Source organism: Streptomyces fagopyri (assembly GCF_009498275.1).
GTDB lineage: Bacteria > Actinomycetota > Actinomycetes > Streptomycetales > Streptomycetaceae > Streptomyces > Streptomyces fagopyri.
This window is the reverse complement of sequence record NZ_CP045643.1, coordinates 6,472,773-6,491,947: the sequence shown is the minus strand read 5'-3', so window position 1 is coordinate 6,491,947 and position 19,175 is coordinate 6,472,773. Positions and strand designations below refer to the sequence as shown.

At 72.3% G+C, this 19,175-nt stretch carries 16 protein-coding genes, 1 other RNA gene and 1 pseudogene; 6 read left to right on the top strand and 12 right to left on the bottom strand.

Features of this window, described 5'->3' with window-relative positions; translation table 11 throughout:
* Positions 1-153 precede the first annotated feature (153 nt).
* The 6 genes and pseudogenes from GFH48_RS28015 to GFH48_RS27985 form a co-directional block, all read right to left on the bottom strand.
* A complete protein-coding gene (locus tag GFH48_RS28015; RefSeq protein WP_153290889.1) occupies positions 154-2,043 on the bottom strand; it encodes a DNA/RNA helicase domain-containing protein in 1,890 nt (629 codons plus the stop codon).
* Positions 2,044-2,268: 225 nt separating this feature from the next.
* Positions 2,269-2,634 carry a hypothetical protein gene (locus GFH48_RS28010; RefSeq protein WP_194280699.1) on the bottom strand — a complete coding sequence of 122 codons (366 nt, stop codon included), beginning with the start codon at positions 2,632-2,634 and terminating at the stop codon, positions 2,269-2,271.
* Positions 2,635-3,345: 711 nt separating this feature from the next.
* An RNA gene (gene rnpB, locus GFH48_RS28005) (RNase P RNA component class A) lies at positions 3,346-3,747 on the bottom strand.
* A gap of 118 nt (positions 3,748-3,865) precedes the next feature.
* Positions 3,866-4,591, bottom strand: a pseudogene (locus tag GFH48_RS40180) (DMT family transporter); the annotation flags it as partial.
* A gap of 156 nt (positions 4,592-4,747) precedes the next feature.
* Positions 4,748-5,566: an AraC family transcriptional regulator gene (locus tag GFH48_RS27990; protein ID WP_153290887.1), complete on the bottom strand. Its 819-nt coding sequence runs from the start codon at positions 5,564-5,566 to the stop codon at positions 4,748-4,750.
* Positions 5,567-6,058: 492 nt separating this feature from the next.
* Positions 6,059-7,492, bottom strand: coding sequence for an RNB domain-containing ribonuclease (locus GFH48_RS27985; protein ID WP_153290886.1), 1,434 nt, complete (start codon positions 7,490-7,492; stop codon positions 6,059-6,061).
* Between the two features lie 94 nt (positions 7,493-7,586).
* On the opposite strand from GFH48_RS27985, the gene yaaA reads away from it, so the two are divergent.
* Both yaaA and eda read left to right on the top strand, forming a co-directional pair.
* Positions 7,587-8,387, top strand: a complete 801-nt coding sequence (gene yaaA / locus GFH48_RS27980) for a peroxide stress protein YaaA (protein WP_153290885.1) — start codon at positions 7,587-7,589, stop codon at positions 8,385-8,387.
* Positions 8,388-8,484: 97 nt separating this feature from the next.
* Complete coding sequence (eda, locus tag GFH48_RS27975) at positions 8,485-9,156, top strand: bifunctional 4-hydroxy-2-oxoglutarate aldolase/2-dehydro-3-deoxy-phosphogluconate aldolase (protein ID WP_153290884.1); 672 nt, start codon at positions 8,485-8,487, stop codon at positions 9,154-9,156.
* Between the two features lie 98 nt (positions 9,157-9,254).
* Here the strand turns inward: eda and GFH48_RS27970 are convergent, their stop codons facing one another.
* The 3 genes from GFH48_RS27970 to GFH48_RS27960 are packed head-to-tail and all read right to left on the bottom strand — an operon-like array spanning position 9,255 to position 12,228.
* Positions 9,255-10,616, bottom strand: coding sequence for a bifunctional RNase H/acid phosphatase (locus tag GFH48_RS27970; RefSeq protein WP_153290883.1), 1,362 nt, complete (start codon positions 10,614-10,616; stop codon positions 9,255-9,257).
* Positions 10,617-10,627: 11 nt separating this feature from the next.
* Positions 10,628-11,371 (bottom strand): zinc ribbon domain-containing protein, encoded by a 744-nt coding sequence (locus GFH48_RS27965; protein ID WP_194280896.1) that lies wholly within the window; start codon positions 11,369-11,371, stop codon positions 10,628-10,630.
* Positions 11,368-12,228 carry a Nif3-like dinuclear metal center hexameric protein gene (locus GFH48_RS27960; RefSeq protein ID WP_153290881.1) on the bottom strand — a complete coding sequence of 287 codons (861 nt, stop codon included), beginning with the start codon at positions 12,226-12,228 and terminating at the stop codon, positions 11,368-11,370. The genes GFH48_RS27965 and GFH48_RS27960 overlap by 4 nt, the downstream gene beginning before the upstream one ends.
* 253 nt (positions 12,229-12,481) lie before the next feature.
* Here GFH48_RS27960 and GFH48_RS27955 point away from each other — a divergent pair, with 253 nt between their 5' ends.
* Both GFH48_RS27955 and GFH48_RS38670 read left to right on the top strand, forming a co-directional pair.
* Positions 12,482-13,801 carry a hypothetical protein gene (locus GFH48_RS27955; protein WP_228120996.1) on the top strand — a complete coding sequence of 440 codons (1,320 nt, stop codon included), beginning with the start codon at positions 12,482-12,484 and terminating at the stop codon, positions 13,799-13,801.
* Between the two features lie 58 nt (positions 13,802-13,859).
* Positions 13,860-14,027: a hypothetical protein gene (locus GFH48_RS38670; RefSeq protein WP_194280698.1), complete on the top strand. Its 168-nt coding sequence runs from the start codon at positions 13,860-13,862 to the stop codon at positions 14,025-14,027.
* A 176-nt stretch (positions 14,028-14,203) separates the two neighbouring features.
* Here the strand turns inward: GFH48_RS38670 and GFH48_RS27950 are convergent, their stop codons facing one another.
* The 3 genes from GFH48_RS27950 to GFH48_RS27940 form a co-directional block, all read right to left on the bottom strand.
* Complete coding sequence (locus GFH48_RS27950; RefSeq protein ID WP_153290880.1) at positions 14,204-15,160, bottom strand: 3-oxoacyl-ACP reductase; 957 nt, start codon at positions 15,158-15,160, stop codon at positions 14,204-14,206.
* A gap of 62 nt (positions 15,161-15,222) precedes the next feature.
* Entirely contained in the window at positions 15,223-16,299 is a 1,077-nt protein-coding gene (locus GFH48_RS27945; protein WP_153290879.1) for a Zn-dependent alcohol dehydrogenase, read from the bottom strand.
* A gap of 30 nt (positions 16,300-16,329) precedes the next feature.
* Positions 16,330-17,214 carry a MaoC/PaaZ C-terminal domain-containing protein gene (locus tag GFH48_RS27940; RefSeq protein WP_153290878.1) on the bottom strand — a complete coding sequence of 295 codons (885 nt, stop codon included), beginning with the start codon at positions 17,212-17,214 and terminating at the stop codon, positions 16,330-16,332.
* Between the two features lie 327 nt (positions 17,215-17,541).
* Here GFH48_RS27940 and GFH48_RS27935 point away from each other — a divergent pair, with 327 nt between their 5' ends.
* Positions 17,542-18,453, top strand: a complete 912-nt coding sequence (locus GFH48_RS27935; RefSeq protein ID WP_153290877.1) for an ABC transporter ATP-binding protein — start codon at positions 17,542-17,544, stop codon at positions 18,451-18,453.
* Positions 18,453-19,175, top strand: a complete 723-nt coding sequence (locus GFH48_RS27930) for an ABC transporter permease (protein ID WP_153290876.1) — start codon at positions 18,453-18,455, stop codon at positions 19,173-19,175. Before GFH48_RS27935 ends, GFH48_RS27930 begins: the two co-directional genes overlap by 1 nt.

The window sequence follows — 19,175 nt, the reverse complement described above, 5'->3', positions numbered from 1 at the left end:
GGGGCGTGTCCGCGCAGGGAAGCCCGTCGGGCCGCAATCGGTTCCCGTGATCTTAAGGAGACGGCCGGCCGTCCGAAGGCGGCTACGCCGTTGTCGGCCCGAAGTGCAGACATCATGGCTGGATCACGTGTTCGATGGCGAAGAATCGTCCCGTCAGACCATGGAAGGCTGCCGCTCCTGACAGCCGCCCGTCAGCTGCCGCAGCCTCTCCCGCGTCTCCGGGTCCGTCGAGTACACGATCGTGCCGACCATGCCCCGGGTCAGCAGCACCTTGTACGTGTTGCGGATCAGACGGTCCACGTCGGTGTCCGGGGTGGACTTTTTGAAGACCGGGTCCTTGGACGCCGTACGGTCCGTGACCCAGCGATCGCCACGCCAGACCAGGTCGGGGCCGATGATGACACCGGACCAGTCGTACTCGAAGCCCTGGGCGGTGTAGACACAGCCGACCTGCCCGAAGCCCGCTGGATCTGTGGCCCACAGCGCGGACGGGGGCGCGCCGGAAACGGACCTGTCCCCGCGCAGGTTCCAGGGGCGGGCCCAATCGTCGATCACGACGTCGGGAGGCAACGGGTTGCCGGGCTTGGGCTCCGGGGACCAGCGCCAGCAGTAACCGGCGGACATGCGGGCGCCGTAGCCGTGGGCCCGACGGGCTTCCAGGAACGTCTCCATCTCCTGCGGACTGTCGGCGACCAGCAGGTGCATACGGTCGTCGGGTTCCCAGACGACCGGTCCGCCAGGCTCGAGGCCGAGGAGTCTGACGACCCAGCGCAGGTAGGCGTCGCTGCCTCCGCAACGGAACTGGCTGTCCAGTGGTACGACGTGGCAGGGGATGCCTCGTCTGGCCGCTGCTGCCTTGATGTCGGACACTGTGCCCAACTCGCCCGGCCGCACGACCTGATGCTCGTCGAGGAAGAAGACGGGTACGTATGCCACGTCGATAAGCTCGTCGATCTGTGCCCGGCCGGTCCGATGGGCCGCACGGGTGTAGCGGTTGGCGGAGGTCTCCCGGATGCGGTGCGCCTCGTCGCAGATCAGCGCGCTCAGACTGTTCTTCTCGACGGTCATGAAGCTGTTGAAGTACTTGAACAGATCCTGGACTTCCCGCTTCCGGGACCCGACGACCTTCCTCATCGTCTTCGTGAACGACTGCGAGCCGGTGGCATGCAGCGCCGGAACCCCGCGCCGGCACAGCTCTCCGAGCAGTTGGAGGGCGATCACGCTCTTGCCCGTACCGGGACCGCCGGTGACGATCACGATTTCCTTGCCGTCGGCGCGCTTCGCCCTCTCCACCGCGTTGAGCACCATGCGGTACGCGACCTGCTGCTCGTCGAGGAGAACGAACTGCTGACGTTCCCGCACCTCCTCAGCGGCCACGGACATCAGCTGCTTCGACGGCACGGTGGCGCCCGCGAGCAGTTCGTCCGCCGCACGGGCGCCAGGATGTTTGTCACTCAGCTCGGAACGGAGGTGATCGAGGAAGTCGGCACGGCGATCCCCGGTGAAGAGGAGTCCATGACCGTCACGCTCGATCTCCCGCAGGCCTGCCACACCGGACTCGGTCGCGTTGTGCAGGAACGCCACTCCGTGGACCCGGTCCCCGTGCTCGGCCACCGCTCCGTTGAAGTTGACCAGGTAGTCGCAGTAACGGCGCACCTGCTCGATCGGGTTGAGGACCGGGTGGGTGTAGGGGTCGACATAGCACAGGGCAGGGTCGTCGTCGTGCGGAAGCGCCTGGCTCCACTGCTTCAGCTCCACCACGACGTACGACGGCTCCCCTGTGACCGGATGCACACCGGCGAGCACAACGTCCGCTCGCTTGCTGTTCAACGGGAGCGCGTACTCCAGCATGACCTCCACATCGCCCAGGCCCGCGTCGTTGAGCGCGGCGGCCAGGAGGGGGATGCTGCGCTCCCAGGAACGGATCTCCGAGGCGCCGGGGCTGTACCCGTGCATGTGGGCGAACCGGTCGGTGAGGTGCAGAAACAGTGAACCGTCGAATGCCATGACGGCGACCGTTCTCGCGGACGCACGGAACAGCAAGGACTTCCCCCAGGCAGCACGAAAAGACTCGTGCGGGTGGGGGCATGTCCTTCAAAACTCCATCGGAGTGGAGCGGAAGCCCGTCGGGCCGCGTTGACGATGTGTTTGAGGGTACCTGGCGGCCCTGGCAGTCGTACGCGTGGTCGCAGTGGCGGCAGCTGAAGCCGTGCCCGGTCTCCCCTGCCGACGTCCGGATGCCGGAGTGCACGGCCTCTGCTGTCTGGATCAAGAATCCTTCGCAGGCATCAGGCCGCCCTCCGACTCGACCAAGTCCCGGGCGGCGATCAACGCGTCGACATCGCCCGTCAGCGCGTCCCGGATATCGACTCCGAGCCGCGCCCATCCGAAGAAGCCAGCGGCCTCCCGCAGCAGATCATCGCAGTGCACGCCCGGTCCTTCGTCGACCACGTTTCTGAGCACGAGCTGCCGTTCCACCAAGGGAACCTCCGCCACTCGTCGGGCGCACCGCTCCGTCGGTGTGCGGGCGAACTCTGTCTCGTGGCCGGGCCTGTCGTAGGCCGTCCCGACGTGGACGATCTTGCCCTGCCTGAGCAGACGGCGAAGAGCTCGGTCGATGCGGTCACGGACCACCTGGCGGCTCGTATGCGGCCACCCGGAGACGACCCTCGGGCAAGTCGGGCAGCGCCCGTTCGATCATCCACTCCGCCAGACGGGACCGCACGGCAAAAACCATGCCATTGGGGACAGAGCGGCCCAACATCTGCCGGTCACTGGCCCGCTCGGGCGACAGATACAGCCCAGTACTGGCGTCACTTTCGGACGCCAGCAGCCGCAACCTGGTCAACTCCGAGATCGCCCCGCGGTCGCCTGCGACGGTTCGGCCTTGACGTCCAGGGCGTCGAGGCTGGCATCACCGAACGGGGCGGGACGGTCTTGCGTCCCAAGCCCGCTTCTACGTAGGGGGCTTCAGCACCATGGCCTCGCTCTGGCGTTGTTCATCGCCTAGCCGGATCCAAGTCCCGACTTCCCCTTCGACTTCCGTCCGCCGATGAGTCTGCGCGCGGGACGGATCGCGGTGCCTTTCGCGGAACGTGCCGAATGCGAGGGCACTTTTCCTGGTCCGGCGAAAATCACGCGCAGCGCCAGCAGCATGATCTGACGGCCGCCGTGAACGGTCGGCTCAGTGACCTTGCCCTCTCATCTGCGCTAGGGACTTTTTCAGGGCATCCAATGGTGCCCGAGGGGCTTTCCGCCGCGTAACCCGGCAAGTCCCCGAAAGACCGGAGAGGGCCTCTGTCGCAGAACAGAGGCCCTTTTCTGAAGCCAAGCCGCAGGTGACGGCAGACGAGTCGGGCTGTACGCCGGGTTCTGTCGCCCGGTCGCCTCGCGGCGGCCGGGGAGACGGCCATCCATCTAGGGCCGGTGTTGCCACCGGCCTCGTGCGGTCTACCCGCGGACTCGGGCGGGCAGCCCTCGAACGTCCGCGCAGAGACACCGGAGTGTCTCCTTTTGACCTTGCTCCGGGTGGGGTTTACCTAGCCGCCTGAGTCACCTCAGGCGCTGGTGGTCTCTTACACCACCGTTTCACCCTTACCGGGGACCGAGATCCCCGGCGGTCTGTTTTCTGTGGCACTGTCCCGCGGGTCACCCCGGGTGGCCGTTAGCCATCACCCTGCCCTGTGGAGCCCGGACGTTCCTCGGGAAGGTCCACAAGAACCTCCACGCGGCCGTCCGCCCGGCTCGTCTGCCGTGTGGACCATGGTACCGGCCGCGCGGGCCGCCTCGGTCCGGCCGTCGCCGTCGCCAGGACCGAGCCGGCCAGGATGAGGGCGAAGGCCGCAACGGTGCCCGTGGTCAGGCGCTCGTCCAGGAAGAGCGCTCCGGCCGCGACGGCCACCGCCGGGTTGACGTACGTGATCACCGTCGCCCGCGTCGGTCCCGTCTCCTTGATGAGTTCCAGGAAGGCCACGAAGGCGACCGCGGTGCAGATGACGCCGAGGCCCGCGAGGGCGGTCAGGACCTCGGGAGAGGGAACCGAGGACGGCCGGGTCGCGATCGCCGCGGGGGCGTAGACCAGGGCCGCCAGGGTCAGGCAGGGGGCCGTGAGGTGGAGCGAGGGGACGTCCTTGAGGTGGCGGGCGGCTATCACCGGCGCCGTCGCGTAGCCGATGACCGTCAGCAGCACCTCGGCGAGCGAGCGGGCGTCGCCGCCGGTCAGGTGCGGGATCGTGAGGACGGCGACGCCGGACAGCCCGAGCGCCAGGCCCGACATGCGGCGGGCGCCCAGGCGTTCCGTGTCGCCGAAGAGGCGGGCGGCGGCCACGCCGACGATCGGTACGCCCGCGATCAGCAGACCCGCCGTGGAACTGGAGAGGTGACGCTCGGCGTCCGTCAGGGTCCACCAAGGGATCATGATCTCGATGCACGCGAAGGCCAGCATGGGGCGCCAGTGCGTCCGTACGCTGCGGGTGAGCCCGGTGAAGCCCCCCTGGCGGAGCGCGAAGGGCAGCAGCAGCGCGGCACCCACCGCACAGCGCGCGAACACCACCACCGACGGGGACACGCCGTCCACCGCCACTTTGATCATCAGGTAGGGGATGCCCCAGACCACTCCCATCAGGGAGAACAGGAACCAGCCGCGTGCAGTCATGCGGGCAGTGTGGGTCGGGTGGGGGGTCTTCGTCTTGAACGTTGTTGCGCCGCGGCGACCGGAACGCCCTTGCGCCGCCCCCGCTTGGACGCGCTACGACCACACGCTCGCGCGGTACGCCGCCGGGGTCACCCCCAGCACCCTGCGGAACCAGCGCGTCAGATGCGCCTGGTCCGCGAAGCCCACGAGAGAGGCGACCTCCGCCGGGCGCAGACCGCGCTCCAGCAGGCCGCGGGCCCTGTTCACCCGGTGCTGCGCCAGCCAGGCGTACGGGGGCATGCCCATCGTCGTACGGAAGGCGCGCAGCAGTTGGTAGCGGGACAGGCCCAGGTCCGCGGCGAGGTCCGCGAGGGAGGGAGGGCTGAGGAGTTCGTCGGCGAGGCGGTCGCGGACCGTGCGGGCGACGGTGCCCGCGCCGGGGATCGTGTCGGGGGCGGGGCGGGCCGTGGAGTGGCGGCAGGCGAGGGCCGTGAGCAGCCAGGGGATTCGGGACTCGGCCTCCAGCGGGTCGGGGCAGGCGCTCAGGTCGGTGTGCGCGGCGCGCAGGGCGGCGGCCAGTTCGGGGTCGTCGATGACGGGGTCGCGGAAGTGGGGAACGGTGCGGGTGCCTTCGGCGAGGAGGGCCGGCTGCGGGTACAGGGCGCGGTACGCGTAGCCGTCGGGGATCGCGGGGCCGCCCGTGTGGGCCTCGCCGGGGGCGAGGACGACGATCGAGCCCGGGCCGGTGTGGATACGGCCGCCCCGGTAGTCGATGAACTCGGCTCCGCCCACGCAGACGCCGACGGTGTACTCGTCGTGGGCGTGGGGGGCGTAGCGGTGGTTCTCGAAGCGGGCGGTGAGGAGGTCGAGGGGGTGGCCGTCCCGGCCCAGGGTGGCTCTGGTCCAGTGGGTCTCTTCGCGTCCTGTGCGCATGATTCTTTCCCCCGGTGTCGTCGAGGGGGCAACACCGTTGGGGGCTGTTCCATGCCCTGGCCTTCGGCTCGGCAGGGCGTTTGTTCGCCCCCGCCGCCCCTACCCTTCCCATCCCCGGGGGCTGCGCCCCGGACCCCGCCCGGGGCTGCGCCCCCGCACCCCCTGCGGGGCTCCGCCCCCGCACCCCGCCAAGGGGCTGCCGCCCCCTGGACCCCCGCCATCGCCCGAAGGGCTCGTCCTCAAACGCCGGACGGGCTGAGTGTGCGGGCCAGCGCCAGGGGGCCCGACGGGCCAGGAATGCGCGCCCACGCAGGAAGGTTCCGGGCGGGGGGGCGGACATGCGCACCCCCACCAGATGGTTCCAGGCGGCCGGAGATGTGTGGACGCGCCCACCAGAGGGTTCCGGGGTGGGTCGGAGGCGCGAGGCTGTGTGGGAGGGGAGGGGCGGCGGCGGGATCTATACGCTGCCCTGCCGCCCGGAGGATCACCCTTTCACGCCGGTGCGAACCGTGCCTTCGTCGTGCCGGGGTTCGCCGCCGTGAGGCGTACGCGCAGGTGTTCACCCAGGGGAAGTCTCGAACGGCCGCCCTCGATACGGGCGACGACCGCCGGGGACACCAACTGCACCGTTCCGACGGTGGGGTCATGGTCCTGTACGTCGACCACGCAGGCCTCGAAGAGGTCGCCGACGCGGTCCTTGAGCAGTGCGGCCTCGACGATGTCGACGCACTCGCGCTCGACGGTGCCCGCGCGCCGGCTGCCCTCGGCCATCTCCTTGGGCAGGGCGTCGAGGGCGGTGAGGACCCACTCGGGGGGCTGCCGGCCCTCGGCGGCGGCGAGGCAGATCTCCGCGGCGTAGCGGTCGCCGAGGCGGCGCAGTGGGGCCGTGCAGTGGGCGTAGGGCGCGGCTACGGCGGCGTGGGAGGTGACCTCGGGGAGCAGGCCGTCGCGGAAGACCGTGTAGCCCGCGCCCCGCAGCAGCGTCGTGCACTCCTGGAGGAAGGCCGCGTGGTGCGGCAGGTGCGGGTCGAGGGAGCGGATGAGCCGGGCGTACGAGACGTGGTGCGGCCAGTCGATGCGCAGGGCCTTGGCGGTACGGCGCAGGCGGCCGACCGCGCCGTCGGGGGCGGCGGGCAGGGTGCGCAGTACTCCGGTGCCGTGCGCGAGCATCAGCTCGGCGGCGGCCATCCCGGTGAGCAGGGAGATCTGGGCGTTCCAGCCCTCTGCGGGGAGGGGGGCGCGGTAGGCGAGGGCGCAGGTCCCGTCCCCCTCGACGATCTCCTGTTCGGGAACGTTGAGCGAGATGCCGCCGCGTTCCACCTCCAGCCGTTCGCGCAGCGTTCCGATGTCCTCGAGGAGGGCGACGGGTTCCTCGGCCGTCCCCGCGTCGATTCCCCGCTGGACGTGCGCGTAGTCGAGCTTGGCCCGGCTCCGTACGAGGGCGCGGCGTACGTCGGCCGACTCGGTGCGGCCGTCCGCGTCGAGGTCCAGCGTCCACAGCACGGCCGGGCGGATCCGGTCGGGGAGGAGGCTGGCGGCGCCCTCGGAGAGCCGGGGCGGGTGGAGGGGCACCGTCTCGTCGGGGAAGTAGAGCGTGGTCACGCGGCGGTGTGCCTCGGCGTCGAGCGGGCCGCCGGGTGTCACGAAGGCGGCGACGTCGGCGATCGCGTACCGCACGCGGTAGCCGCCCTTCTCGCGCCGCGCGAGGTGCATCGCCTGGTCGAGGTCGGTGGAGGTCGGCGGGTCGACGGTGAAGAAGGGGATGTCGGTCGCGTCGTAGGAGGGCAGCCGGGGTGACCGGCCCGCCTCCTCCAGGACGTCGGGCGGGAAGCTCTCGGGTACGCCGAGCTCGGTGCGCAGGGCGCACAGGGCGGCCCTCAGGGGAGCCTCCGGTGCGCAGACGGCGCGCATGTGGCGGCGGGGCATGGGTCGAGCGTAGGTCGCCCACGGGCGTCGGGCACCCCGGGCCGCACCCCTTAGGCTGGCGCCGGGTCCCACCCACTGTGAGGAGAACACCACCGTGCTCGTGCTGCTGCCGCCCTCCGAGGGGAAGGCCCCCTCGGGCCGGGGAACCGCTCTGAAACTGGAGTCGCTGTCCCTGCCCGGCCTCACCGGGGCGCGTCGGGCGGTCCTCGACGAGCTGGCCGAGCTGTGCGCCGGTGACGAGGAGAAGGCGCGTGAGGTGCTCGGGCTGAGCGAGGGGCTGCGCGGCGAGATCGCCAAGAACACGGAACTGCGCACCACCGGCGCGCGGCCGGCCGGGGAGATCTACACGGGCGTGCTGTACGACTCGCTGGACCTCGCCTCGCTGGACGCGGCCGCCAAGCGGCGCGCGAACCGTTCGCTGCTGGTGTTCTCGGGGCTGTGGGGCGCGGTCCGGGTGACGGACCGCATCCCTTCGTACCGCTGTTCGATGGGCGTGAAACTGCCCGGACTCGGGGCGCTCGGCGCGCACTGGCGGGCTCCGATGGCCGCGGCGCTGCCGGAGGCGGCCGGGGACGGACTGGTGCTCGATCTGCGGTCCTCGGCCTACACGGCCGCGTGGAAGCCGAAGGGCGAGGTGGCCGGGCGGACGGCGACGGTGCGGGTGCTGCACTCGCAGTGGGTGGACGGGGTCGAGAAGCGGTCGGTGGTCAGCCACTTCAACAAGGCGACCAAGGGCCGGATCGTGCGCAGCCTGCTCAGCGCGGGCGCGGCGCCCAAAAACCCGGCCCAGCTGCTGGAGGCGCTGCGGGATCTCGGGTACGTGGTGGAGGCGAAGGCGCCGGCCGGCGCGGGCCGGGCGTGGGCGCTCGACGTGGTGGTGACCGAGATCCACTAGCGGCCGTCCGGGGCGTCGCACGGGACGGTTCTCCCATGCGTTGCAGCATACGCAACGACCTTTGCGCATGCTGCAAACCCCGGGCAGGATGACGGGCATGACCTCGTCGCTGCCCTCGCCTTCGCCTGCCCCCGCACCCGGTCCCGCGTCCGGCTCCGTGCTGGACCTCGCGTCCGTCATGCCCGTCGTCGTGGTCACGGACGCCGCCGACGCGGTGCCGCTGGCGCGGGCGCTCGTCGCGGGCGGCCTGCCCGCGATCGAGGTGACGCTGCGGACCCCGGCCGCGCTGGACGCCATCCGGGCGATCGCCGCCGAGGTGCCGGACGCGGTGGTCGGCGCCGGCACCGTCATCACGCCGGTCCAGGTGGCGGACACCGTGGCCGCCGGAGCGCGCTTCCTGGTCAGTCCCGGCTGGACGGACGGGCTGCTGGACGCCATGAAGGCCTCCGGGGTGCCGTTCCTGCCGGGGGTGTCCACGGCCTCGGAGGTGGTGGCGCTGCTGGAGAACGGGGTGCGGGAGATGAAGTTCTTCCCGGCACAGGCGGCGGGCGGGACGGCGTACCTCAGGTCACTGGCCGGGCCACTGCCGCAGGCGCGCTTCTGCCCGACGGGCGGCATCACGCCGGACTGCGCCGCGGAGTACCTCGCGCTGCCCAACGTCGGGTGCGTGGGCGGCACCTGGATGCTTCCCGGCGACGCGATCGCCGCGAAGGACTGGGGCCGGATCGAGTCGCTGGCCAGGAACGCGGCCACGCTGTACGCCCGTTGAGCCACGGCCCGGGGATCGGTTCACCCCGATGACGACCTCGACGACCGCGGAGACCCTCCGGGCCGGGGTCACCCGGCGAGAGCGGACCGGCGGTCCGCTCAGCGCAGGTGCGAGGTGTCGTTGAACAGGCGCAGGCTGGCGTTGCCGTCCGCGTAGTACGCCACCGCGGACAGGGAGGCCGCGGACAGCTCCATACGGAACAGTGACTCCGGCGGGGCGCCGATCGCGAGCTGTACGAACGTCTTGATCGGGGTGACGTGGGTGACGAGCAGGACCGTGCGGCCCGCGTAGGCGGCGAGCAGCTTGTCGCGGGTGGCGGCGACGCGGCGGGCGGTCGTCTCGAAGCTCTCGCCGCCACCGGTGGGTTCGGCCCTCGGCGAGGCGAGCCAGGCGTTCAGGTCGTCGGGGTGGCGCTCGCGGACCTCGGCGAAGGTCAGGCCCTCCCAGGCACCGAAGTCCGTCTCGCGCAGGCCGTCCTCGACGGTCACGTCGAGCCCGAGACGCGCGGCGACGGCCTCCGCGGTCTGCCGGGTCCGGGTGAGCGGGGAGGCCACGATCGCCTGGATCGTGCCGCGCGCGGCCAGCGCCGCGGCGGCCCGCTCGGCCTGTTCGCGGCCGGCGTCCGACAGCGAGGGGTCACTGCCGCCACTGCCGGAGAACCGCTTCTGCGGGGTCAGCGGGGTCTCGCCGTGCCGCAGCAGGACGAAGGTGGCGGGCGCGCCCATGTCGGGGGCCGCGCCCCATCCGACGGTCGGGGCGGGGGCGGCCACGTTCCGCGCGGCCCGTACGTCGTTCTCGGACTTCGCGGCTTCGCCGCCGCCCGGTGACGGGGGTGCGACGGGAGTCGTCGGGCTGCCGGACCGTGGGGGCTCGTCGCGCAGTTCCCCGCGCCCCTTGCGGGGCCCGTGCGAGACCGGTGCCATCAAGGCCGCTCGGGCCTTCGCCGCACCCGCCGCCGCGTCCCCCGGCGGGCCCGACGGCTCGGGCGCCGCGGACCTCGTCACCCTCGCGTCCAGCTCCGCCGTCGACCGCGACGGCGACCACCGCTCGCCCCGCTTCCCGGCGTCCATGGCCTCGTTGGCCAGCCGGTCGGCGTGCTTGTTCTCTTCGCGCGGGATCCACTCGTAGGTGACCTGCTCGGACGGCAGGACGCGGGCGGCCTCGGCGGCCAGCGGCTTCATGTCCGGGTGCTTGATCTTCCAGCGGCCGGACATCTGCTCGACGACGAGCTTGGAGTCCATCCGGACCCGGACCGTGGCGGCCGGGTCCAGTTCGCGGGCCGCCTTCAGTCCGGCCACCAGGCCCCGGTACTCGGCGACGTTGTTGGTGGCGACGCCGATGTACTCGGCGGCCTCCACCAGCGTCTCCCCCGTGACCGCGTCGATGACCACGGACCCGTACCCCGCCGGGCCCGGGTTGCCCCGGGAACCGCCGTCGGCCTCGACGATGAACTCCCGCACGCCCATGGTCCCTACAGGCCGGACTCGGACGTGCGCACCAGGATCCGGCGGCAGTTCTCGCAGCGCAGCACGGTGTCCGGGGAGGCCGCCTTGACGTCGTTGACCTCGGTGATGTTGAGCTCCAGGCGGCAGCCCTCGCAGCGGCGCTGGTAGAGCCGGGCCGCGCCGACGCCGCCCTGCTGCTCGCGCAGCTTGTCGTAGAGCTTGAGGAGATCGGCCGGGACCGAGCCCGCGACGACACCCCGCTCCTTCGTCAGCGAGGCCGCCTCGCCGTCGAGGGACTCGAAGGCCCCGTCCCGTCGCCCGGTGGCGTCGTCGGTCTTCGACTGGACGGAGGAGACCCGCCCGGTCAGTTCGGCGACCCGCTCCTGCGCGGACTCGCGGCGCTCCATGACCTCCAGGACGACGTCCTCCAGGTCGCCCTGCCGCTTGGCGAGGGAGGTGATCTCGCGCTGGAGGTTCTCCAGGTCCTTGGGGGAGGTCACGGCGCCCGAGTCCAGGCGCTGCTGGTCACGGGTGGCGCGCTGGCGCACCTGGTCGACGTCCTGCTCCGCCTTGGTCTGCTCGCGGGCGCAGTCGCTCTCCTCGGTCTGCGCGGCGACGAGCAGGTCGCGCAGTTGCGTGAGGTCCTTGTTCAGCGACTCGATCTCGGCGTGCTCGGGCAGCGACCTGCGCTTGTGCGCGAGCTGCTGCAGGCGGGCGTCGAGGGCCTGGACGTCGAGGAGTCGGATCTGGTCGGCGGGCGCGGCGTTCAGTTGGGGGCTCCAGATGTGTCGGTGTTCGAGGCCGCGTGGGCGGTCCAGGGGTCGGTGACCGTCTTCGAGACGTGGACCCGCAGGTCCCATCCGTGGCGGTCGGAGATCTCGTCGAGCTGGGTGGCGGCCAGCTCGCACCAGGGCCACTCGGTGGCCCAGTGCGCCGCGTCGAGCAGCGCGAGAGGACGGGGGGCGCGGACCGCCGTGAACTCCGACGCCGGGTGGTGGCGCAGGTCCGCGGTGAGGAAGGCGTCGACACCCGCGGCACGCACGTCGTCGAAGAGGCTGTCGCCGGAGCCGCCGCTGACCGCGACGGTCCGTACGAGTGCGTCGGGGTCGCCCGCGACCCGGACGCCCTGCGCGGTGGCCGGCAGCCGGCCCGCGGCGCGCGCGGCGAACTCGCGGACGGTAACGGGGTGGTCCAGTTCACAGACGCGGCCGAGGCCACGGCGTCCCTCGGGGTCGGCCGGGTCCGGTACGAGGGGGCGGACGACGCGGAGGCCGAGCGCGCCGGCCAGGGCGTCCGAGACACCGGGGTCGGCCCGGTCGGCGTTGGTGTGCGCGACGTGCAGCGCGATGTCGTTCTTGATGAGGGTGTGCACGACGCGGCCCTTGAAGGTGCCGGCGGCGACCGTCGTCGTCCCGCGCAGATAGAGCGGGTGGTGGGTGACCAGCAGGCCGGCGCCCAGCTTCACCGCCTCGTCGACGACGTCCTGGACCGGGTCGACCGCGAACAGGACCCGCGTGACCTCCTGGTCGGGGTCGCCGCAGACGGTGCCGACCGCGTCCCATCCCTCGGCCCTCTCGGGCGGCCAGAGGGCGTCGAGCGCGGCGATGACTTCAGACAGACGGGGCACGGGCAAAGGCTACCTGCCCCACGTCCGTGTCCCACCGGTCACGGGTTCTCCCGACCGGGCGGGCGGGCCGCCCCCGGACACGGGACCGGCCGTCACCCCCGCCCCGCCCTCTCCTCCCCACCCCGCTCAGCACACCCGTCCCCGTTCCCTCAGGCGAATCGCGGCACCGCCACCCTTATGTGTGAAGCGGCCGGGCGTCGCTCCCGCGTCTGTGCGTACGAAAACTAGCTTCGTCGCCGGAGGTGACCGAACGATGACGGCCTGTGCGACCGAGTCCGCGGCGGAACACGAGAACGCGGAACACGAGAAGGGCCCGGCCAGCCGCCCCGGATGCGTGCTCACCGCCGACGGAACCTACGCGGCGCGCCTCGCGCTCGACGGCGAGTGCTGGTTCCCGGAGCGCTGGACGCTGGACGGCCCCGAGCCGTACGCCGTACCGCTGCCGTCCCACCAGCCGGAGGAGCCCGGCACCGAGGTGCTGCCGATGACCGACGGTCGGGTGCTGATCCACCGGGTGACGGCCGACCGGCACGCGTTCTCGCTGCTGTACCCGACCGGGCCCGGCACCGGGGAGCTGCCGCTCGGCGCCGTGGAGTGCCCGGAGGAGGGCTCCCGGCTGTGGCTGCTGCCGCCCGCGCCCGACGGGGAGCACGCGTACGCCCTCGCCGTGGGACGGGGGTCCACGGCGGTCTGGCTGGTGGCGGGCGGCGCCTTCGGGCCCGAACACCTCGCCGAGATCCCGGGCCGCTGTTCGGGCGGGGTGTGGCTGGACGGCACGGGACGCATGCTGGCGCTGGACCGCTTCCAGGGCGGCCGGACCAAGACCGTGGTCGTCGATCTGGAGCGCGGCGGCGAGGTGTCACCGCTGCTGCAGATCGCGGAGGACAGCGACGACCGGCTGCTGCTCGCGGACGCCGACAGCGGGCTGCTGCTCATCCGCTCGGACGCGCCCTCGCCGGGGCACGCCCGGCTGGGCTGGGGGGTGCTGGGAAGCACGCTGCCGGTCCGCTTCCCGGAGTGCCTGCGCGCCTCGGACTGCGCGGTGACGCCGTTCGCGATCCAGCCGGGGCAGGTACTGACACCGGAACGCTGCGTGGTGGCCCTGCGGATCGACGGGCCGGCCGGCACCTGGGTGGGGATGTGGCGGCCCGTCGAGCGCCAGGTCCACCATCTCCCGGCGCCCGAGGGGTGGTTCGCGGGCGCGGGGCTGCTGACCGAGGAGGGTGTGCTCCGGCTGCCGTACGCCACGGGGGCGGTGCCGTGCGGGGTGGCGAGTCTGGCGGCGCCCGCCGTTCCGGTGGACGCGGAGTGCGCGCGTCCGGCGGAGCGGGTGGCCGCGCGTCCGGTCCCGCTGCAACAGGCACCCCTGACCGGCCGGACCGCTCCGTCCGCCCGGCCGGCGGGACGGGACGGGCCCGTTCCGGCCGTTCCCGGCCTGCCGTTCGTTCCGGCCGTTCCCGCCGTTCCGGTCGCCCGGGCCGAACGGGGGGCCGGCGGCAGGGCGCCCGGCGGATGGGAGCGGGTGGAACTGGCGGAGGCGAATCCCGGTCACCCGCCGACGGCCCGGACTTGACCACCGGTTAGAATCCCCCGGCTGCAAAGAAGGATCTTGTTGACGGGGTGAACACCAGATGAGCGACATCAGCACCATGGAACCGCCGGTCACCGACGCCCAGGACGCCACGGCGTCGGACACGGGCCACGGCAGGCACCGGGGGCCGGTCTCCGGCCAGGACGACGAGGCGATGCCGCACGGCCGGCACCGCAAGCCGTCCGGTCAGCCGGACAGCGCGGCCTGACGGCACGACGGACCTGCGACACGACGGACGTACGGCACGGCCCCGCTCACCTCGGGTGAGCGGGGCCGTGCCGTACGTCGACGTCCGCCGCGGAATCTCCCGCACGTCGCCGGGGCCGCGCGCGCTCCCCGGAACCCGGTCCCGCCCGACCCAGTTCGATCCCGCCCGGTCGAGTGCTACCCCCGCTTCAGCCCGAGTACCTCCGCCGCCGCGAACGTCTCTCCTCGCGGGCGGCCGGCGTAGTGCGGGCTGAGCAGGGCGTCGAGTTCGTCGTACGTGAAGACGTCCTGTTCGGTGTCGAACTTGGCGGCGACCCGGGGCCGTTCGACGACCGCCACCATGCCGCCGTGCACGACGAGCAGTTGTCCGTTGATGTGCGCGGCGGCGGGCGACACCAAGTAGCCGACGAGCGGGGCGACATGCTCGGGGGCGAGCGGGTCCAGCCCCTCTCCCGGCTCCGCAGCGGCCTGTCCGGGCGGGAATCCCGCGAACACGTCCTCGGTCATCCGGGTCCGGGCGCGCGGGCAGATGACGTTCGCCGTCACCCCGTATCTGGCGAGCGCCAGCGCGGTCGACGTGGTCAGGCCGACGATCCCGCCCTTGGCCGCCGCGTAGTTGGGCTGTCCCGCCGAACCCGCGAGGAACGCCTCCGACGAGGTGTTGACGATCCGCCCGTACACCGGCCCGTCCGCCGCCTTGGACCGCGCCCGCCAGTGCGCGGACGCGAAGTGCGTCATGTTGAAGTGGCCCTTGAGATGGACCCGCACGACCGAGTCCCACTCCTCCTCGGACATCGAGAAGACCATCCGGTCGCGCAGGATGCCCGCGTTGTTGACCAGGATGTCCAGTCTTCCGAACTCGGCGACCGCCGACTCGACCAGATCGCGGGCCTGTTCGTGGTCGGCGACGTCGCCGGTGTGGGCGAGGGCGCGGCCGCCCGCGGCCCGGATCCCGGCGGCGACCTCCTCGGCGGGCGCGGCCGAGGCCGCGCCCGAACCGTCCCGCCCGGGGCGTCCGTAGTCGTTGACGACGACGGACGCGCCCAGGCCGGCGAGTTCCAGCGCCTCGGCCCGGCCGAGGCCGCGCCCCGCGCCGGTGACGATCGCGGCCAGTCCCTCAAGTGGCAGTGACATCAGGGTCCTCAGCGGTGGTCGGGGTCGGAAGCGGTGACCGGGGGCGGAAGCGGTGACCGGGCTCAGATCTCGATGCAGGTGCGCAGGGCGGTGCCCGTCCGCATCTGGTCGAGTGCCTCGTTGATCCCGGACAGCGGCACCCGGTGGGTGATCAGGCCCTCCAGGTCGATGCGGCCCGCGCGCCACAGGGCGATGGTCCGCTCGTAGGAACGCAGGACGTCCCCGCCGCCGTACATGGAGGGCAGGATGCGCTTCTCGTCGAAGAACAGCTCGAACATGTTGAGCTGGAGGAAGTCGTCCATGGCGCCCGCGCCGACGACGACGAGGGTGCCGCCGCGCCGGGTGTTCTCGTAGGCGGTACGCGCGGTGGTCGACCTGCCGACGACCTCGAAGACGTAGTCGAAGCCCTCGCCCGCGGTCACCGACTGCTTGGCGTCGGCGAGTCCGTCCGGCGCGACCGCCCTCGTCGCGCCGAACCTCAGCGCGGCCTCGCGACGGGAGGCGACCGGGTCGACGGCGACGATCTCGGCGGCACCCTTGAGCCGCGCGCCCTGGATGGCGGAGATGCCGACACCGCCGCAGCCGATCACCGCGACCGACGAACCGGCTTCCACGTCGGCGGTGTTGAGGGCGGCGCCCAGGCCGGTCGTGACGCCGCAGCCGATGAGGGCCGCGATGTCGAAGGGCACGTCGTCGGGGATGGGCACGGCGCAACCCGCGTCCACCACGACCTCCTCCGCGAAGGTACCGGTCCCGGCGAAGCCGAAGACGTCCTGGCCGGAGCGCCGGAAGTTGGGGGTGCCCGCGTTCATGAAACCGGCCAGACACAACTCGGTCTGGCCGCGCCCGCAGGCGGGGCAGGCACCGCAGGCCGGCAGCCAGCAGACGACGACCCGGTCGCCGGGCTTGAGTTGGGTGACCCCCTCGCCGACCTCGATGACCTCCCCGGCACCCTCGTGACCGGGCACGAACGGCGCGGGCTGCGGCAGTACGCCGCTCATCGCGGACAGGTCCGAGTGGCACAGTCCGGTGGCCCGCACCCGGATCCTGACCCGGCCGGGCCCGAAGCCCACCGCCTCGACGTCGTCGAGGACGTCGAGTTTGTCCTGGCCTGTCTCGTGCTGTACGGCTGCGCGCATGGTGCGGCTCCTCTCAACGGTGGGCTGGACTCACGCGTGTTCGACGACGGTGTCGGCCAGCACCGGCGCGTCGTCCCGGTCGGCCGCGGTCACCGACACCCGGATCGCGCCGTCCCGGACCGGCCCGCGCCACATGCGGACGCGCAGGGTCTCGCCGGGGAACACGACACCGGCGAAGCGGGTGGTGTAGGAGCGGACACGGGACACGTCCCCGCCGAGCAGGGTGTCGACGACCGCCTTGAGCGTCACGCCGTAGGTGCACAGGCCGTGCAGGATCGGCCGGTCGAAGCCGGCCAGCTTCGCGAACTCGGGGTCCGCGTGCAGCGGGTTCCAGTCGCCGGAGAGCCGGTAGAGCAGCGCCTGGTCCTCGCGGACCGGGCGTTCGACGGTCCGGTCCGGCGGGCCGTCCGGCGCGTCGAGGCGCGCGGAGGGACCGCGGTCACCCCCCCAGCCGCCCTCTCCCCGTACGAAGATCTGGGCGTCGTTCGTCCACAGGGGTCCCTCGGCGTCCGCGACCTCGGTGCGCATGACCAGGATCGCGGCCTTGCCCTTGTCGTACACGGCGGCGATCCGTCCGGTGGCCGTCGCCCTGCCCTCGGCCGGTATCGGACGGTGCACGGTGACGCGCTGCCCGCCGTGCAGGACGCGGGCGAGGTCGACGTCGACGCCGGGCATGGACAGACCGCTGATCACGCCGGGTGAGCCGGCGCCCGCGACGGTGGCGAAGCTCGGCAGGACGTGGAGGGCGGATTCCAGGGTGTACCGCAACTCGTCGGCGTCCGTGGCGGGATGGGGCTTGTCCGGGTTCGCGCCCGCTCCGACACCGAGGTGGTAGAGCTGGACGTCCTTCCGGTCCCAGGTGATCTCACCGCTGCGGGGTTCGGCGGCGAGGGCCTTTGCGGCGTCGATGGGCATGGGGCTCCTGATCACTAGCGCGAAAGACCTCGATGCGGCCGTCCGCACCGTCGGCCGCACCGAGGTCGACACGGGGCCTCGGAACCCGCCTGTTCTAGAACGCGTTCCAGTACGGCGACCCCCTGTATAGCCCAGCGCCCCCGAGTTGTGAAGGCTGCTGACGTCATGTCAGATCCGGGGTTCGCGGCACCGTCCGTGACACGGGATCCGGGGCGGGTCGCGGCGCCGGGCGCGACCCCGGCCGACGGAGGCCGTGACATTTGTCCCGGCCGACTGCCCACAAGTGCCTCTGCCGGGCCCGGTGTCCGGGCTCGTAGCGTCGTCCTCATGACATGGACGACGGGGACGGAAGCGGCGGTGTCCTTCAAGGGGGCCGCCAAGGCGTTCGGCGCGGTGCGCGCCGTGGACGGGGTGGATCTGGAGATCGCCCGCGGCGAGACCGTGGCGCTGCTCGGGCGCAACGGGGCGGGCAAGTCGACCACGATCTCCCTCCTGCTCGGCCTGAACGAGCCCGACGAGGGATCGGTGGCGCTCTTCGGCGGGCCCCCGGAGCGGGCGGTGCGCGCCGGGCAGGTCGGCGCCATGCTCCAGGAGGCCCGGCCGGTGCCGCGCGTCACGGTCCGCGAGCTGGTCTCCTTCGTGGCGGGCCGTTATCCGGCACCGCTGCCGGTGGACGAGGCGCTGCGGCTGGCGGGGATCGCGGAGCTGGCGGGGCGACGTGCCGACCGGCTCTCCGGCGGCCAGTCCCAGCGGGTGCGGTTCGCGGTGGCACTCGCCGGGAACCCCGCGCTGATCGTGCTGGACGAGCCGACCGCCGCGCTGGACGTGGAGGCGCGGCAGGCGTTCTGGACGTCGATGCGGGCGTACGCGAGGCGCGGGCACACCGTGCTGTTCTCGACGCACTACCTGGACGAGGCGGACGCGCACGCGGACCGGATCCTCGTCATCGACCGGGGCCGGATCGTCGCGGACGGCACCGGTGAGCAGCTCAAGCGGTCCGTGGGCGGCAACCTCGTCTCCTTCGACCTGACCGGAGCGGGGACGCAGGGGCTGACCCTGCTGCCCGGCGTGGTGTCGGTGGAGGTGCGCGGGGACCGGGCACGACTGCGGACCGACGACTCGGACGCGACGGTGCTCGCGCTGGCCCGGCGGGGCTCCATCCGTGGCCTGGAGGTCACCGCGGCGTCACTGGACGACGCGTTCCTGGCCCTCACCTCATCCGTTCCGGAGGGATTGTGATGCTCGACTATCTGCGGCTGGAAGTACGCCGGACGCTGCGCGACACCGGCTTCGTGATCGGTGGCGTCGCGATGCCGGTGATGATGTACCTGCTCTTCACCAACCTCGGCGGCGGAGGCGACGACGGCGGCTGGAAGACCGGTTCGATGATCGGGATGGCCGCGTACGGAGCGGTGGGATCGGCCCTGAACACCGGCGGCGGTGTCGCCGAGGACCGGGTGACGGGCTGGCTGCGGCAGCTGCGGGTGACGCCGATGACACCGCGCGAGGTGGTGCTGGGGCGGGCGCTGACCGGCTCGGTGACCGTGCTGCCGGCGATCGCCGCGGTGCTCACGGCGGGCGGTGTGGTCAACGGCGTACGTCTGGCGATCTGGCAGTGGGCGGCGGTCGCGGTACTGCTCTGGCTCGGCTCCGTCCCGTTCACGCTGCTCGGCCTCGGCAACGGTTACCGGCTGACCGCGCAGACCACCGGCGTCGCGAACATGGCGTGCAACCTGGGGCTCTCGGTGGTGGGCGGCCTGTGGTTCCCGATCACGCTGTTCCCCGGCTGGCTGCGGTCGGTGTCCGTGTACACGCCGGCCAACCGCTTCGCGGAGCTCGGTATGTCCATCACGGACGGCCACGCTCCGGCGCTCGGTGCGGTAGCGGTGCTCATGGCCTGGCTGCTGGCCTTCGGTTCGTACGCTGTGGTCTCGTACCGCAGGGCGGGGCGGACCGCCTGA

Bases quoted from the DNA above. Each gene is read 5' to 3' on its own strand.
- GFH48_RS27990 (WP_153290887.1), bottom strand. From the start codon at position 5,566: ATGCGCACAGGACGCGAAGAGACCCACTGGACCAGAGCCACCCTGGGC.
- GFH48_RS27985 (WP_153290886.1), bottom strand. From the start codon at position 7,492: ATGCCCCGCCGCCACATGCGCGCCGTCTGCGCACCGGAGGCTCCCCTG.
- eda (WP_153290884.1), top strand. From the start codon at position 8,485: ATGACCTCGTCGCTGCCCTCGCCTTCGCCTGCCCCCGCACCCGGTCCC.
- GFH48_RS27955 (WP_228120996.1), top strand. From the start codon at position 12,482: ATGACGGCCTGTGCGACCGAGTCCGCGGCGGAACACGAGAACGCGGAA.
- GFH48_RS38670 (WP_194280698.1), top strand. From the start codon at position 13,860: ATGAGCGACATCAGCACCATGGAACCGCCGGTCACCGACGCCCAGGAC.
- GFH48_RS27950 (WP_153290880.1), bottom strand. From the start codon at position 15,160: ATGTCACTGCCACTTGAGGGACTGGCCGCGATCGTCACCGGCGCGGGG.
- GFH48_RS27945 (WP_153290879.1), bottom strand. From the start codon at position 16,299: ATGCGCGCAGCCGTACAGCACGAGACAGGCCAGGACAAACTCGACGTC.
- GFH48_RS27940 (WP_153290878.1), bottom strand. From the start codon at position 17,214: ATGCCCATCGACGCCGCAAAGGCCCTCGCCGCCGAACCCCGCAGCGGT.
- GFH48_RS27935 (WP_153290877.1), top strand. From the start codon at position 17,542: ATGACATGGACGACGGGGACGGAAGCGGCGGTGTCCTTCAAGGGGGCC.
- GFH48_RS27930 (WP_153290876.1), top strand. From the start codon at position 18,453: ATGCTCGACTATCTGCGGCTGGAAGTACGCCGGACGCTGCGCGACACC.